Below are 14330 nucleotides of genomic sequence, written 5' to 3' on the forward strand. Positions count from 1 at the left end.
AACGATAGGAGGAACGAAGAAAATGGGTCATCATCACCGTCGCGATACAGAAAGAGTATGCATCAGAACGCGCAAAATTTACGACTGGGTGACGCGCCAAGTCGATGTGCCATTGCGAAGCTTCAGCGGCGAGGATTTGGAAGCGATTTTCCCGATGGACCACTGCCAGCGGGAAGGAACGATTTGCGATTTTTTGGGAGCGCAACATACAAACCCGCAACACTTGACGATCCGCTGCTTCCTGACAGACGCCGACGGAAACCCGATCGACTCGGTCGTTGACCAGGACGCATTGATTTGCCAGGAAATTACGCAGCCAAACGGCCGGCAGTCCGTAAACGTCACCCTTCCTTCTGGGGAAACGGTGACGCTGCAAAAAGTCAAAGCGCTCATCAAAGGGCATGTCGTCGTGCAAATTGTCAGCCCAGCCGGCACGGTCATTTGCCAATCGAAACCAATTCCGTTCGCTACAGCACAAACGTTCATCTTGTGCGCCCCAGAAGGCACGCAGCTCAACTGCCATATTTCGTTCTTCGAATGCGACACGAGCCTAGTCTGCACAGACAACTTTGCACAACTTGATGTTTCCATCACCTTATGCCTTGAAGTCCAAGTGGAAGCTGATGTCAAAATCGAAGTCGAAGCTCGTTTCTGCCAACCGCGCGAAGAATTGGCCGAAGCCGTGCTTTGCCCGACAACCAAATTCCCGCCGCAATGCCCGGACGTATTCCCGGCCATGTAGCGTCCTGCACCGTTCAGGCTGTTGTTCCAACAACAGCCTTTTTTATATGGCATGCACCCGCAATGGATACATAAGATGAGAATGGAAGGGGTGGAAACCGTATGAAAAACAAAAACGACCAACATCTCCGTCTGCAGCAGCAAATCATCCACTACCGGTCAGAAGCAGCCTCATGCCGGCAACAAGTGCAGCAACTGGAGGCCGAGTTGGCCAAGGAAAAAATGCGCAGCGCCTATTTGAAAGAGAAGCTGCGTGAAGCAGAAACAACCAACGTTGAAACGTACAAGAAAAAAATCGCCGCCTTGGAACGCCAGCTTCTGTTGTGTGAAATTGCACTGGAAGAAACGCGATATAACACCTCAAAAGAGACACAGACACCAGCGTTTGAACGAGCTGCTGCCGTGTCAGCGTTGTTTCACTATTCTGTCGTCGTTCCGACGCATCTTGATGAGGAGGAGCTGACCATCATCGGCGATTTCATCATTCGCAATCACGGAACAGCGCCGCTTCACCATTTGATTGTCTGTCTCCGCCTTTCGCCTCCAAAAACGGCGGTGCTCAGCGGGAAAATTGTTTTGCCAAACAGCGGACGGGCCGAGCAGGAAACGCTGATCTCCAATAGCGCGGAAAGCTGGACGTTCACCCACGAAAACTGGCGGGAAAAAGTGCGGCAAAGCGGGGAATACTGGCTTGCCCCGCTTTATGACGCCCCGCTTGAACCAAGCGAGGAGCGGCGCTTTTCCCAGTTCGAAATCACTGTTCCCCCGTCCAGCAATGCCCGCTCATTGACGGTTGATGGATTCGTGTATTGCGCAGAACTGCCAAAGGGCGTTCCTGCCGCCAACCATATTGCCATTCAATGGTGACCCGCTCGTTTTCCGCCTTCATGCCGACCAGCGGCGCACCTGCTGTTTGGGCCGGCCGTTTTGAGCCGGCTCCGCTATTTCCTATTTCAAACAATAGCAGTTGGACGTTTCCTTCCATCAACGTCATCCCGACAAGCTGCGCGGCTGTTTTTGCATCACCGGCTGACGACGACTTCCATCCACACCGCCGGCCATTCCTTCAGCGAACGTTGCCCAACCAGCATCAGCGATTCGCTGTCCATTTTTTGACCAAAACGACGCCCGCCGGCATCCCTCATTGGCTGTGTCATGACCTCAATAGCCGCCTTTCTCCTTACGACAACCATTTACTAACGATCGTCTCCATGATCGCCGCCCCGCCGGCAATCGCTAGAAGCATAATGAGCGGCTCAAAAACATTCGGCCAAAGCATTAGGCCAATATAACAAAACGCCGCACACCAGATCCCCGTGCACCAGTAGCAGCTCAGCAGTTCGCCAAACCAGCGACGCAGCCCGCCTCCCTTGAAAGAAAGAAACACTTGTTTGCTTCCGTCCGGAAGCTCCTGCTCCGTCCATTCGTGAAAGGGACGGCGAATCCAGGCGGTGATCGCGTCATATACGATGAGCCGTGTCAGGCGAAAGCTGGCTAAACAAAGAAGGACAAATGAAAACGGATCGTCCATGCTCCCCTCCCCTTTCCATGATTATGACCGCAAAAAACCGATTGCCTTCTGTCGTTCCCATTTGGCAGCTAGCGAATTCTCTTTGGTACAGACGTTTACCCAAACGCTCTCCTACGCCAATCATATGATGGAGTATAGGTTTTTAACACAAGAGACTAGAAAGGAGGCGACGCGATGTACCATGTCTTTTTCAACCGACGCCCAACCCGCCCCCGCCTTCCCCGTGCTCTTTACGAACAGCTGGCCGCGCTTCCACTCAACACTGAGGTTAACGTGCACACCACCAACGAGACGCATTACAATGCGCTTTTTCTCGGCTTCGAGCCGCGGACGAACAGCGTCTCGCTATTGGTTGACCGCTTTTATAAAGAGGGGGGGCGCTCGCTTACGATCGATGCTGCCACGATCACCTCAATCGATCTCCCTGCCTCCATGAGGCCAGCTCCATCCGCCGACACAGATGAAGAGGAAGAATAGCTAGAAAAGAAGGCACAGCCGGCTGACGCCAACCAGCGCGGTCGGCGCTTATTTTTTTGGCGGCGCCGTTTTCTCATTGACTAGTGCGCTTGTCTATACATTCGCTTCTCGTATTACATACACTTTTACTAATCGACAATAGATGCTAGGAGGAACTGATCTTGGCTTCGAAACGATCTCGCTTGTTGTTTGACATTTTAAGCAGTTACGACCTGACTGGAACTGAAGTCGATATCATGAAGGAACTGAAAAACGACAAAGTATGGCTTGTGCGAAACAAAAAAACGAGGGAACGGTACGTGCTGAAACGGCTGAGCGAAGACAAAACGAATTTTCCGATTTTGCTTCATTCAAAGCTGTACCAAGAAGGATTTCATGTCCCAAAAATCTTCCAAACGAAAACAGACCAATATTACATCCACCGAAAAGGCCATTACTACTATTTGATGGACTACATCGTCCCAAGCGGAACGAAGCCCTCTTTCCAACAACGGATCGAAGGGCTCGCCCGCTTTCATGCTCACAGTCTGTTTGCCGATTGGATCGGCCCCTGCCCTTCATCGTTTCCGGAGCCAAAAGACGTGCTGAGCGCACATCGGCAAAAAGCAGCACAGTTAGAGGAGCAGGCAAAGGCCATCGATCATGGTGACACTCTTTCTCATATAATGGAACAGATGGCCCGGATCGCTAATCAAAGTTATGCATGGCTTGAAAAAAGCAATCTAGCTGATTTTTGCCGCACAGCGAAAGAACGAAAGGCCATTTGCCACGGGGATTACAACAGCAACAACCTTTTATTGGCGGAAAACCACGAAGTCATGATGATTGACTTTGACCGCGCCTACTATGGCCTCCCGCTTGATGATTTTCGCTTTCTGCTTGTTTCATTGATGAAAAACCCGAAAAACGATGCGGTAAAGCGAACGAAGCTGCTATTTGACCTTTATTTCTCCATTTGCCCGCTGTACGCTCCGTACAAGAGCGTCTATGTCGCTGATGCTATGTTTCCTCACGTATTTTACAGCGAAGCGGTCGGCCGTGAAAAACAAAAGCAAGCGTTGCACAGCCCATCGTCCTTGGACTTGCTCACCCGCCTCGCCGAACAGGAAACAAAAAAATTCGCATTCTTGTCCGATTTTTTCAAAAGCGAGGGATAGAGAAAAATGAAACAAACGATCGCCCACTTTCTTCATGAAAAAATGAAAATCAATCAACGTTTTATTTACAACCAAATGGTTCATTTAAAAAAATACCGCCCGATCATGATCGGGTCATTCGCTGATGACGGCATCCATCCGTTTCCTCTCATCAACTATTACCGCCTCAACGACATCGACGATTTCGGCCGCTTCGCCAAAGAACAAAATATTGTCGCCATTCACGCTCACCATGGAAAGCATGCCGTCGAAATTCTTCCGCTTTGCATCGCCCATCGCATTCCGCTTGTCGTCAGCATCCGCGGCCGCGATGGATCGGCGAAGCATCAAAGTTTGCGGCGCAATCAAAAACGGTACAATTTGCTCAAACAGCATGGGGCGCTCTTTCTTCCTGTCTGCCGCTACCTTGCCAATGAACTGATCACGCTAGGCTTTCCGCCGAAAAAAATTCAAGTTCTCTACGGCGGCATCGAGCTCGATTTATTTCCGTACCGGGAACGGACGATTCCTGCAAACGGAGACATCATCATTCTCTCGATCGGCCGGCTCGTCGAGAAAAAAGGGTTTTTAACGCTCGTGCGCGCCTTTTGGCGCGTGCATGCAGTTCATCCGCGCTGCCGCCTCCGCATCATCGGCAGCGGCAAAGAGGAAGAAAACATCCGCCGGCTTGTCAGCGAGCTGAAGCTCGATCCGTTTGTCGACCTGCTGGGTGCCATGGATGCCGCTTCAATCGCCCGCGAAATGGAACGCGCCCATCTATTTTGCTTGGCGAGCGAGACCGCTTCTGATGGAGACATCGAAGGCATCCCCAACGTGTTGAAAGAGGCGATGGCAAGCGGGCTGCCGGTCGTCTCAACGAATCACGCCGGCATCCCCGAATTGATCGAACACAAACGCACCGGCTATCTCGCACCAGAAAGAGACGATCTTGAGCTAGCGAACGGCATTCGCTTTTTTCTGGAACATCCGGAACGAATTCCATCCTTCACGAAAAAAGCGCGCAAAGTGATTGAACAGCGGTTTGATATCACGAAACAAATCAAGGTGCAGGAGCGGCTGTATGATGAATTCATCAAAAAAACCAGGTAACTGTCACCTGGTTTTTTTGATGCTCAATTCTTCCCCTTTCCTTTCCAAACAGTAGAAAGGTTGTCCGACGAAAATAGGCCGCGCCATTTCCAGCGTTTTAGGCGCTTGCCATGTAGCAAACCACACTTGTCCGTTAATACGCTATAAAAGCCGGAGATTTCACGAAGGAGGCCTATTAGCATGAACATCTGCATCATTGGCGCTGGCTACGTCGGACTAACCACCGCTGCCGTCCTTGCTGAACTTGGGCATGAAGTGCATTGCATTGATCATGATGAACGGAAAATCCGCCTGCTCAATAACGGGGAAGTTCCGTTTTATGAGCCAGGGCTCGAAGAATTGATTGCCAAAAATGATAATTATTTGACGTTCAGCGGCCGCTGGGATGATATCAAACGGGCGGCCGTCGTTGTCATTTGTGTCGGCACCCCGCCGCGGCCCGACGGCGGCACCGATTTGCGCTATATTGAAGCGGTGCTCGACCGCTTGGCAACGACGATCAAATCGTACAAAACGATCGTCACGAAAAGCACTGTCCCGCCGGGGACGAATGAATGGATGCGTGCCGAGCTTATCCGCAAAGGAGTGAAACCGCAGTTGTTCCGAATCGTATCCAACCCAGAGTTTTTGCGGGAAGGGTCGGCTGTCTACGATATGTTTCACCCAGACAAAATCGTCGTCGGACTCGAACCGGATGATGACCAATCGCTTGCCGTCATGCAGGCGGTGTATGCCGGCATCAACGCCCCTTACCTCACAACGAGCCTGACCGGCGCGGAACTGATCAAATACGCCGCCAACGCGTTTTTGGCGACCAAAATTTCCTTTATTAACGAAATGGCGCGCATCTGTGACGCGTTTGCCGTCGATGTCAATGACATCGCCCGCGGGATCGGCCTCGACCCGCGCATCGGCCCACACTTTTTGCGGGCCGGCCTCGGCTATGGAGGATCTTGCTTTCCAAAAGATATCAAAGCGCTCGAACATGCGGCGCGTTCGCGCCAAGTGGAGCCGCATTTGCTGAAGGCGGTGCAGACCATCAACGCCACCCAGCTTGACGTTTGCTTCCAAAAACTCAATGAGCAACTTGCCCCATTGACGGACAAAAAGATCGCCGTGCTTGGCATCTCCTTCAAGCCGAATACAGACGATACGCGTTTTTCCCCCGCTGAAGCGCTCATCCGCCGATTGAGTGAAAACGGCTGTACGGTTGCCGCCTACGACCCGAAGGCAACGCTCTCGGAGCCGCTCACCCGCGTCACACAAGTCCAGTCGGTGCACGAAGCGATCCAAGGGGCGGATGGCTTGGTCATCGCCACCGATTGGGACGAATTCCGCACGCTTGACTGGGGGCAAGTGAAAGCGGCGATGAATGGGACGCTCGTGTTTGACGGTCGAAACTGTTTGGATCGCCATGCAGTCGAACAAAGCGGTTTGCGCTACATGGGGGTGGGGCGCCCGTGAACATTCTCGTCACCGGTGCGGCCGGATTTATCGGCTCCCATTTATGCGAAAAACTGCTGGAAAACGACGAGCATCATGTGATTGGCGTCGACGGCTTTCTCGGACCGACGCCGGCGCCGCTAAAAGCGAAGAACATTGCCCATTTGCAGTCTCATCCACGGTTTACCTTTCTTGAGCTGGATTTGTTGACAGCCGATTTGCCGTCCTTGCTGCAAAACGTCGAAGCGGTCTACCACTTAGCCGGCATGCCCGGTGTGCGAACGAGCTGGGGGACGGAGTTTGCCGCCTATGCTGCACACAACATTTCCACTACCCAGCGGTTGCTTGAGGCATGCAAAGACCGGCCACTCAAACGGTTCATCTACGCTTCGACCTCATCCGTCTACGGCGAGCGGAGCGGCCCGTTGTCGGAAACGCTTGAACCGGCCCCGCTCTCCCCATATGGCATTACGAAGCTCACCGGCGAACATTTATGCCGCGTCTATTTTCGCGAGTTCGCCGTACCGATCGTCATTTTGCGCTATTTCACCGTCTATGGCCCGCGCCAGCGCCCGGACATGTCGTTTCACCGCTTCATCCGCCAGCTGCTCGCTGGACAACCGCTCACCGTGTTCGGCGACGGAACACAATCGCGCGATTTCACCTATATTTCTGACTGCGTTGATGGAACGATCGCCGCGCTCGAGCGGGATGGCGTCATTGGAGAAACGATCAATATCGGCGGAAAAGAACGAGCATCGGTCAATGAGGTGATCCGTCTGCTGGAAACGCTGACGGGAAAACAAGCGATCATTCAGTATACCCCCTCCGCCCGCGGAGAGCCGAAACAAACGTGGGCCGACTTGGCAAAAGCGGAGCGGCTGCTCGGGTACAAGCCGGTTGTAACGCTTGAGGGCGGCCTACAAAAAGAGATCGAATACATCCGTTCGCTGTATGAGGGTGAGCATTCATGAAAATCGCCTATGTCTGCACGGAAAAGCTGCCCGCCCCGGCAGTGCGGGGCGGGGCCATTCAAATGATGATCGATGGGATTGCTCCATTGATCGCCCGACGCCACGAACTGACGATTTTTTCAATCGCTGATCCGCTTTTGCCGCCTGAAGAGACAGACGGAGACATCCGCTACATCCGTTTTCCAAAAGCCACGTATGAAACGGATGTGGCACGTGCGTTGGCCGCGCACAAATTCGATGTCGTCCACGTCTTCAATCGTCCTGTTCCGCTCATCGATTACCAAGCGGCGGCTCCGCAAAGCGCCTTTGTGCTAAGCCTGCATAACGACATGTTTTCCCCGCTGAAAATTACAGCAGAACAGGCGAAGCGGGCGCTAGACGCCTGCACCTTGCTGACCGCCGTCAGTGAATACATCAAACGGACGGTGACAAACCGTTACCCAATCGATCCTCAGAAAGTAAAAGTCGTTTATTCCGGAGTCGATGCTTCCCAATACATCCCCGTCTGGACGGAAGAAGGCAGGCGCATCCGCCAAGCGGAACGCGAAGCGTACGGACTCACCGATAAAAAAGTCGTTCTCTTTCTCGGCCGACTCAGCAAAACAAAAGGACCGCATTTGCTGATTCAATGCCTGCCATCCCTTTTGATCCGCCATCCCGAGGCAGCGCTTGTCATCGTCGGCGGAAAATGGTTCGGCGACACCGGCCGAAGCGAATACATCGACTGGCTTCATGAGCTCGCGGCGCCGATGGCCGATCGCGTTCTGTTTACGAATTACGTTCCGCACAGTCATATCCCCAAACTGCTCTTAATGGCCGATGTGTTTGTATGCAGCTCGCAATGGCACGAGCCGCTCGCCCGCGTTCATTACGAAGCGATGGCCGCCGGCATTCCGGTCGTGACAACCAACCGCGGCGGCAACACCGAAATCGTCCGCCACGGCGAAACCGGCTTTGTCATCGATGACTACCAAAACCCGCACGCTTTTTTTGAAGCGATTGATTACATGCTTGTGAACAAACATGAAGCGGAAACCATGGCGAAAAAGGCAAGAACGCTCGTTGAACAGCAATTTCAATTCCACCATGTGGCCAAGCGGTTTGAAACGGTTTATATCGAAGCATGTTCCTCTCTTTCCCCAAACCAATAAGGGCTGTCTAAGAGAAATGTTTTCGGGACAGCCTTTTTCTCTTTCTCCGATGAAATCAACCATGCCGCTCCTTGTGCATCTATCCCCACTCGTCACACTTTCGCCGCCCCCCAGTTCGTCAAACTGCAGAGGCTTCGGGAAATATCCTCTATTTAATGAGCTTACCCAGTCCAATTTCGTTCTCCATACATATCCTAGTAGCAATCACACATATTTCACTTCGTCCATTCCCAAATACCTGACAGGAGGGATAGCATGAAAGACATCGTTATTGAACCATGGCTCGTCGATGAAACGACCCATGAATTTTTTATCCCTGAGTATATCATCCAGCTGGCAGAGGAAGTGCTGAAAAACTACGATTTATCCGTTCAAAACATGCAAATCGTTACGACAAAACCGGACAAGGGAGGAGCGATTTGGAAGCTCGAAACGAAATCAGGCCCGAAAAGTTTGAAGCTGCTGCACCGGAGGCCGACAAGGAGCCTATTCAGCCTAGGAGCACAAGAATATTTAGTGGAAGTGCGCAAGGCAAGAGTGCCGCCAATTGTAAAAACAAAGGATGGAAAAAGTTATGTCGAGGCAGGAGGAAAACTATGGTTTGTGGCGGAATGGATTGAACCGTTGACGCCAGTTACAAAGGATTTGGAAGGAGCAAGAAAGCTTTGTTATGCCCTTGGTGAATTCCATCGGCTAAGCAAAGGGTATGTCCCCCCAAAACAGGCGGAAATGGCTTCGCGGCTGCACAAATGGCCAAAAAACTATGAAAAAATGATTACGAAAATGAGCTGGTTTCGGAACATTGCCAAATACTACCCTGAAATGCCGGCAAGCCCACCATTATTAGAGGTAGTTGACCGATTTGAAGAACAGGCGCGAAAAGGCATGGAACGATTCCTGCAATCCAGCTATGTTGAATTCGTCAAGCAAGGAACGGCTCATTGGGGGTTGGTTCACCAAGACTACGGTTGGTCCAACGGCCAAATGGGCGCGGACGGAATGTGGATTATTGATCTCGACGGAGTTGCCTTTGACCTTCCGATTCGTGATTTACGAAAACTCATTAGCGGCACAATGGCGGATTTATACAAATGGGATGCAACATGGGTGCGGGAAATGATTCTAGCGTACCACGAAGCAAATCCAATCACACCTGAATTATACGAGCTTTTGATGATTGACTTGGCCATGCCAAACGAATTTTATAAAAATATGAAAGAAGTCGTCTATGAACCGGAAATTTTTCTCAATGAACAAACAGCACAGTTAATTCAAACGATTGTCGAAACCGACCAGTCAAAGTGGCCTGTATTGGCAGAAATCGAAAATGACTGGAAAGGAGTGGGATAAATATGAGGATTTTGATGGTTTGTACAGAAAAACTCCCCGTTCCCCCTGTACTCGGCGGAGCCATTCAAACGTATATTTCCGGCATTCTTCCACATGTAAGCCAATTCCATGATATTACCGTTTTAGGCATCAGCGATTCGTCGCTTCCCGAGCAAGAAACCATCCAAGGCGTTCGCTACGTGCGCGTACCGGGAAAAATATTTGAAATATACCGGGAAAACGTTGTTCGTTATGTGGAAGCGAACAAGTTCGATCTCATCCATATCTTTAACCGCCCCCGCCTTGTTCTGCCCATCCGGCAGGCAGCGCCCGACGCCAAAATGACGTTAAGTATGCACAATGATATGTTTCAACCGGAAAAAATCGATCCAGAAGAAGCAACGGCGGCCATCGCAGAAGTGGCCTACATCGTAACAGTGAGCGATTATATTGGCAATGTCATCCGCAGTCTATATCCGCAGGCATCGCCAAAATTGCGCACGATTTATTCTGGAGTAGACAGCGAACGATTTTTGCCGGGAAATCATCCAAAAATGCAGAAAATACGCAACGACATTCGGCGGGCACATGGGTTGGAAAACAAAACGGTCATTTTGTTCGCCGGAAGGCTGTCTCGCAATAAAGGGGTCGATAAACTCATTCTAGCATTGCCGGAGCTGGCAAAAAAATTTAAAAACTTAGCCCTGGTGATTGTCGGGAGCAACTGGTTTAGCGAAAATGACATTACTGATTATGTCGCATATGTAAGAGCACTGGCGAAACGAATGCCTGTCCCCGTTGTCACGACAGGCTTTGTCCCACCGAATGAAATCCAAAATTGGTTTGCGGCGGCTGATTTGTTTGTATGCACCTCGCAATGGCAGGAACCGTTGGCGCGCGTCCACTATGAGGCCATGGCAGCAGGCCTTCCGATCGTAACGACCGCGAGAGGCGGCAATCCGGAAGTCATTTTCGCCAATGAAAACGGCCTTATCGTAGAAAATCCGGAGGACCCGAGTGATTTTGCCAACAAGATTGCCCAAATATTATCGGATCAATCATTGATGAGAAGAATGGGAGAAAAAGGCCGGCAGCTTGCGATTTCGATCTATCATTGGGAGCGAGTCGCTTCCGAGTTATTGGAAGTTTGGGAGCAGGCGGAGAAAACAGAACAAGCTGTAGTGAGTGAAGAACAAGCAGCCGGCATGACAATAGAACCGCTGAAAGAAGATGCAACAGAACAACTGAACCGGCCAACCCCTAAAGCGGATGCAAAAGAAAAAGTCCACTCGAAAAAGAACGCGGCAGCGTCATCCGACAAAACGAAAAAGGGAAAAACCAAAAAAGAGCGTGCCATATCAATGGAAGACCATCAACAAACAGCCAAACAAAAAGAAGCTGCGGCAGAGCGAACTGAACTCGCGAAAAGCGACCCAGCTCCTAAACAGCCCCAAACCGGCCGCCACATAAAACCTTTTACCATTGCAAGCGGCAACCAACAAACGCTGGACGCGTCGCCTAAAACGCATTTGAACCGCAAATTGGCTCAAGCGAAACATGACACCAAACATTTTACGATTGCAAGCTCACACTAACACGAATCGAAAATCGCCAAGAAGAAAATGACGGACATCCAAAATAAAAATGAGAATACACTCCCACAGCAAATGAAGGAAACAAACCCTCATCATCCTTTCCTGGCGCCGCAACGCATTCAGGCAAAGATGCGTTTCAACGCAAGGAAATGCGTTACTGCACAAACCCGATCATCGTCACCGCGAGAAGCTGCGCGCGCCCGATGACCGTTTCGTTTCCCTGTTCATCGGCGATCGTCAACTCGGTCGCCGTGCACTTCTTTAATATGCCTTCATAGCTCTTATCCTTCATGACAAATTGGCATTTCAGCGGCGGCAAATGGCCGGGCAGCTCCGCCAAAAAGGCCAGCCGCTCGTCGAGCGCCATCGCTTGGAATTCTTTTTTGGCAAAAAATTCAGTCGGTTCCTCCTCGCCGCCTCGTTCATCGTTGGAATTTCCTTCCTCTTCCTGTTGCGTTCGGCTAGTCCACATAAACGTTTCTTGCATATGCGCCGCCGCCCGCATCGCTTTTGGCTGCACAATGTAAAGCAACGGCTCCGTCTCCACAACGTTTTGTTTCCGCACGTCGATCCCCCTTTTCCATGCTTGCCTTACCTTATATATGTATGCCCGTGATCTCAATAATTGCCCAAGTCAAGCAAAAAACAGCCGCTCCATCAACAGGAACGGCTGCTCGCACGTTTTTAATATCCTAAAATGTGGTATCCCGAGTCGACGTGAATAATTTCCCCGGTGATGCCGCGCGACAAGTCGCTGAACAAAAACAGCGCCGCATCGCCGACTTCTTCTTGGGTCGTCGTCCGGCGGAGCGGAGCGCGTTCTTCGATTTGCTTTAAAATCGAGTTGAAATCGCTCACCCCTTTGGCCGACAGTGTGCGAATCGGTCCAGCGGAAATGGCATTGACGCGGATGCCGTATTTGCCTAAATCGTTCGCCAAATATTTCACGCTCGCATCAAGCGACGCTTTCGCCACACCCATAATGTTGTAGTTTTGCACGACGCGCTCGCCGCCTAAGTACGTGAGGGTGACGATGCTGCCGCCTTCCGTCATCAGCTCTTTCGCCTCGCGCGCAACCGCGGTGAGCGAATATGCGCTGATATTGTGGGCGAGCAAAAAGCCTTCGCGGCTGACGTTCATATATTCCCCGCTCAAGTCTTCTTTATTGGCGTAGGCGATGCAATGAGCGACGCCGTGGATGACGCCGACTTGTTCTTTGATTTGCGCGAAACATTGAACGATGTCTTCATCTTTTGCCACATCGCATGGCAGCAGAAGCGAACGTTCGTCCCCAAGCGTATCCACAAGCGCCCGCACCTCTTTTTCAAACCGCTCTCCGGCATACGTAAACACCAACCGAGCGCCGGCAGCGTGAAGCGAACGAGCAATGCCCCAGGCGATGCTTCGTTTGTTCGCCACCCCCATCACGACATATGTACGTCCTTCCAACGATAAGACCATTCGCTCATCCTCCCAATTATCATTTATTCTTAGCACCAGGTGTTAATTCTATTATAGGCGATGCGGCGGCCGATGTAAATGCACGCTTCCCTTTTGCCTTCCGATTCCTTCATGCTGGCGGCGGTTTTTCCCACTTTGCAAAACCGGCGCGATTCGCTAATATGGTATATGGCACATTTGAATGGAGAGGATCGTTCCATGGATCATGATCGTTTTTCCAAATCGAAGCTGGATTACCATATGCTGTTCCTTTTATTCTTGATGGCGGTCGTCAGCGCCATCGCCATCCATAGCGCAGAACCGATGCTGCCGGAGAAACTGCAAAACGTCAACTTCGCTTCGAAACAGCTGCAATGGTACGCCATCGGCGCTGTCGTGATCGCCTTGACGATGATCATTGACTATGATCGGCTGTTTCAAATCGCTTGGTATTTGTATGGATTCGGGATGTTGCTGTTGCTTGGGCTGGAATTGAACGTCCCAGGATCAGTAACCATTAAGGGGGCGACGAGCTGGTACCATCTACCTGGAGGCAACTTTCAACCATCCGAGCTGATGAAAATTTTTATGATCATCGTCCTAAGTCGCATCATCGTCAACCATCGGGAAAAATATCCCGAACCGACGATCAGCGATGATTTTAAATTGCTTGGCAAAATCGCTTTGACCGTCTTGCCGCCGCTCATTTTGCTCGCCAAGCAGCCGGACATGGGCATGTCGATGGTGTTTATGGCCATCACCGCCACCTTGGTGCTCGTTTCCGGCATCCGCTGGCGCATCATTTTCGGCATTGTCCTTTCCGGTGTAACAATGGTGGCAGTCGTTGTGTTCATTTTCTTTTATTTTCCTGATTTCTTCCATAAGTACATTATTAAAGAAGATTACCAGTTGAACCGGTTTTACGGCTGGCTGGCTCCATATGAATATTCCAACGAACAAGGCTTCCAGCTCATCCGTTCGCTTATGGCCATTGGGTCAGGGGAACTGTATGGGAAAGGATTGGGCAACTTACAAGTCTATTTGCCGGAGGCGCACACAGACTTTGTGTTTGGCGTCATCTCAGAACAGTTCGGATTTGTCGGCTCAAGCATCGTCGTGTCTCTCTTTTTCCTGCTCATTTATCGCATGATCCATATTGCCTTGGAGAGCAACGATTTATATGGCAGCTATTTATGCGCCGGCGTCGCGGGCATGATTACGTTCCAAGTGTTCCAAAACATTGGCATGACGATTGGACTTTTGCCGATCACGGGGTTGCCGCTTCCGTTCATCAGCTATGGAGGAAGCTCGCTGGCGACTTATATGCTGGCGATCGGCCTCGTCTTAAACGTTCATTCGCGAACGCGGAAGTTTATGTTCGCAAGCGATGAATAAAGCCGCTT

General features: G+C 51.1%; 15 protein-coding genes. 11 read left to right on the forward strand and 4 right to left on the reverse strand.

Annotation, left to right across the window (positions count from 1 at the left end):
- The first annotated feature begins 22 nt into the window (after positions 1–22).
- Both T260_RS129765 and T260_RS129760 read left to right on the forward strand, forming a co-directional pair.
- On the forward strand, positions 23–742 hold the full coding sequence (locus T260_RS129765) for a BMQ_0737 family morphogenetic spore coat protein (RefSeq protein WP_011230348.1): 720 nt from the start codon (positions 23–25) through the stop codon (positions 740–742).
- A gap of 101 nt (positions 743–843) precedes the next feature.
- Complete coding sequence (locus T260_RS129760; protein WP_011230347.1) at positions 844–1608, forward strand: hypothetical protein; 765 nt, start codon at positions 844–846, stop codon at positions 1606–1608.
- 155 nt (positions 1609–1763) lie between these two features.
- Here the strand turns inward: T260_RS129760 and T260_RS1000000140505 are convergent, their stop codons facing one another.
- Both T260_RS1000000140505 and T260_RS129755 read right to left on the reverse strand, forming a co-directional pair.
- Positions 1764–1898, reverse strand: a complete 135-nt coding sequence (locus tag T260_RS1000000140505) for a hypothetical protein (protein WP_014195190.1) — start codon at positions 1896–1898, stop codon at positions 1764–1766.
- 23 nt (positions 1899–1921) lie between these two features.
- The gene (locus tag T260_RS129755) at positions 1922–2272 is read right to left on the reverse strand and encodes a DUF1360 domain-containing protein (RefSeq protein WP_011230345.1); all 351 of its coding nucleotides are present in this window, start codon (positions 2270–2272) and stop codon (positions 1922–1924) included.
- Positions 2273–2446: 174 nt separating this feature from the next.
- On the opposite strand from T260_RS129755, the gene T260_RS129750 reads away from it, so the two are divergent.
- The 8 genes from T260_RS129750 to T260_RS129715 all read left to right on the forward strand — a co-directional run bounded on the left by T260_RS129750 (position 2447) and on the right by T260_RS129715 (position 11487).
- Positions 2447–2749, forward strand: a complete 303-nt coding sequence (locus tag T260_RS129750) for a hypothetical protein (protein WP_011230344.1) — start codon at positions 2447–2449, stop codon at positions 2747–2749.
- Between the two features lie 161 nt (positions 2750–2910).
- Entirely contained in the window at positions 2911–3906 is a 996-nt protein-coding gene (locus tag T260_RS129745; RefSeq protein ID WP_011230343.1) for an aminoglycoside phosphotransferase family protein, read from the forward strand.
- Between the two features lie 6 nt (positions 3907–3912).
- Entirely contained in the window at positions 3913–4995 is a 1083-nt protein-coding gene (locus T260_RS129740) for a glycosyltransferase (protein ID WP_011230342.1), read from the forward strand.
- A gap of 180 nt (positions 4996–5175) precedes the next feature.
- On the forward strand, positions 5176–6459 hold the full coding sequence (locus T260_RS129735; protein ID WP_011230341.1) for a UDP-glucose dehydrogenase family protein: 1284 nt from the start codon (positions 5176–5178) through the stop codon (positions 6457–6459).
- A complete protein-coding gene (locus T260_RS129730) occupies positions 6456–7412 on the forward strand; it encodes an NAD-dependent epimerase/dehydratase family protein (RefSeq protein WP_011230340.1) in 957 nt (318 codons plus the stop codon). The genes T260_RS129735 and T260_RS129730 overlap by 4 nt, the downstream gene beginning before the upstream one ends.
- Complete coding sequence (locus tag T260_RS129725; protein WP_011230339.1) at positions 7409–8563, forward strand: glycosyltransferase family 4 protein; 1155 nt, start codon at positions 7409–7411, stop codon at positions 8561–8563. The genes T260_RS129730 and T260_RS129725 overlap by 4 nt, the downstream gene beginning before the upstream one ends.
- 255 nt (positions 8564–8818) lie before the next feature.
- The gene (locus T260_RS129720; RefSeq protein WP_014195186.1) at positions 8819–9913 is read left to right on the forward strand and encodes a CotS family spore coat protein; all 1095 of its coding nucleotides are present in this window, start codon (positions 8819–8821) and stop codon (positions 9911–9913) included.
- 2 nt (positions 9914–9915) lie between these two features.
- Positions 9916–11487 (forward strand): glycosyltransferase family 4 protein, encoded by a 1572-nt coding sequence (locus tag T260_RS129715; protein ID WP_023633986.1) that lies wholly within the window; start codon positions 9916–9918, stop codon positions 11485–11487.
- A gap of 154 nt (positions 11488–11641) precedes the next feature.
- On the opposite strand, the gene T260_RS129710 is transcribed toward T260_RS129715, so the two are convergent.
- Together T260_RS129710 and fabI are read right to left on the reverse strand one after the other, a co-directional pair.
- The gene (locus tag T260_RS129710; protein ID WP_011230336.1) at positions 11642–12052 is read right to left on the reverse strand and encodes a CotO family spore coat protein; all 411 of its coding nucleotides are present in this window, start codon (positions 12050–12052) and stop codon (positions 11642–11644) included.
- Positions 12053–12171: 119 nt separating this feature from the next.
- The gene (gene fabI, locus T260_RS129705; protein WP_011230335.1) at positions 12172–12948 is read right to left on the reverse strand and encodes an enoyl-ACP reductase FabI; all 777 of its coding nucleotides are present in this window, start codon (positions 12946–12948) and stop codon (positions 12172–12174) included.
- 198 nt (positions 12949–13146) lie between these two features.
- Here fabI and T260_RS129700 point away from each other — a divergent pair, with 198 nt between their 5' ends.
- Complete coding sequence (locus T260_RS129700) at positions 13147–14322, forward strand: FtsW/RodA/SpoVE family cell cycle protein (protein ID WP_011230334.1); 1176 nt, start codon at positions 13147–13149, stop codon at positions 14320–14322.
- The last annotated feature ends 8 nt before the right edge of the window (positions 14323–14330 follow it).

Origin of the sequence: Geobacillus thermopakistaniensis, from assembly GCF_000498995.1 — a bacterium.
Lineage (GTDB): Bacteria > Bacillota > Bacilli > Bacillales > Anoxybacillaceae > Geobacillus > Geobacillus thermoleovorans.

Coding starts and splice junctions, on each gene's coding strand:
- T260_RS129765 (WP_011230348.1), top strand. CDS start 23: ATGGGTCATCATCACCGTCGCGATACAGAAAGAGTATGCATCAGAACG.
- T260_RS129760 (WP_011230347.1), top strand. CDS start 844: ATGAAAAACAAAAACGACCAACATCTCCGTCTGCAGCAGCAAATCATC.
- T260_RS1000000140505 (WP_014195190.1), bottom strand. CDS start 1,898: ATGACACAGCCAATGAGGGATGCCGGCGGGCGTCGTTTTGGTCAAAAA.
- T260_RS129755 (WP_011230345.1), bottom strand. CDS start 2,272: ATGGACGATCCGTTTTCATTTGTCCTTCTTTGTTTAGCCAGCTTTCGC.
- T260_RS129750 (WP_011230344.1), top strand. CDS start 2,447: ATGTACCATGTCTTTTTCAACCGACGCCCAACCCGCCCCCGCCTTCCC.
- T260_RS129740 (WP_011230342.1), top strand. CDS start 3,913: ATGAAACAAACGATCGCCCACTTTCTTCATGAAAAAATGAAAATCAAT.
- T260_RS129735 (WP_011230341.1), top strand. CDS start 5,176: ATGAACATCTGCATCATTGGCGCTGGCTACGTCGGACTAACCACCGCT.
- T260_RS129725 (WP_011230339.1), top strand. CDS start 7,409: ATGAAAATCGCCTATGTCTGCACGGAAAAGCTGCCCGCCCCGGCAGTG.
- T260_RS129720 (WP_014195186.1), top strand. CDS start 8,819: ATGAAAGACATCGTTATTGAACCATGGCTCGTCGATGAAACGACCCAT.
- T260_RS129715 (WP_023633986.1), top strand. CDS start 9,916: ATGAGGATTTTGATGGTTTGTACAGAAAAACTCCCCGTTCCCCCTGTA.
- fabI (WP_011230335.1), bottom strand. CDS start 12,948: ATGGTCTTATCGTTGGAAGGACGTACATATGTCGTGATGGGGGTGGCG.
- T260_RS129700 (WP_011230334.1), top strand. CDS start 13,147: ATGGATCATGATCGTTTTTCCAAATCGAAGCTGGATTACCATATGCTG.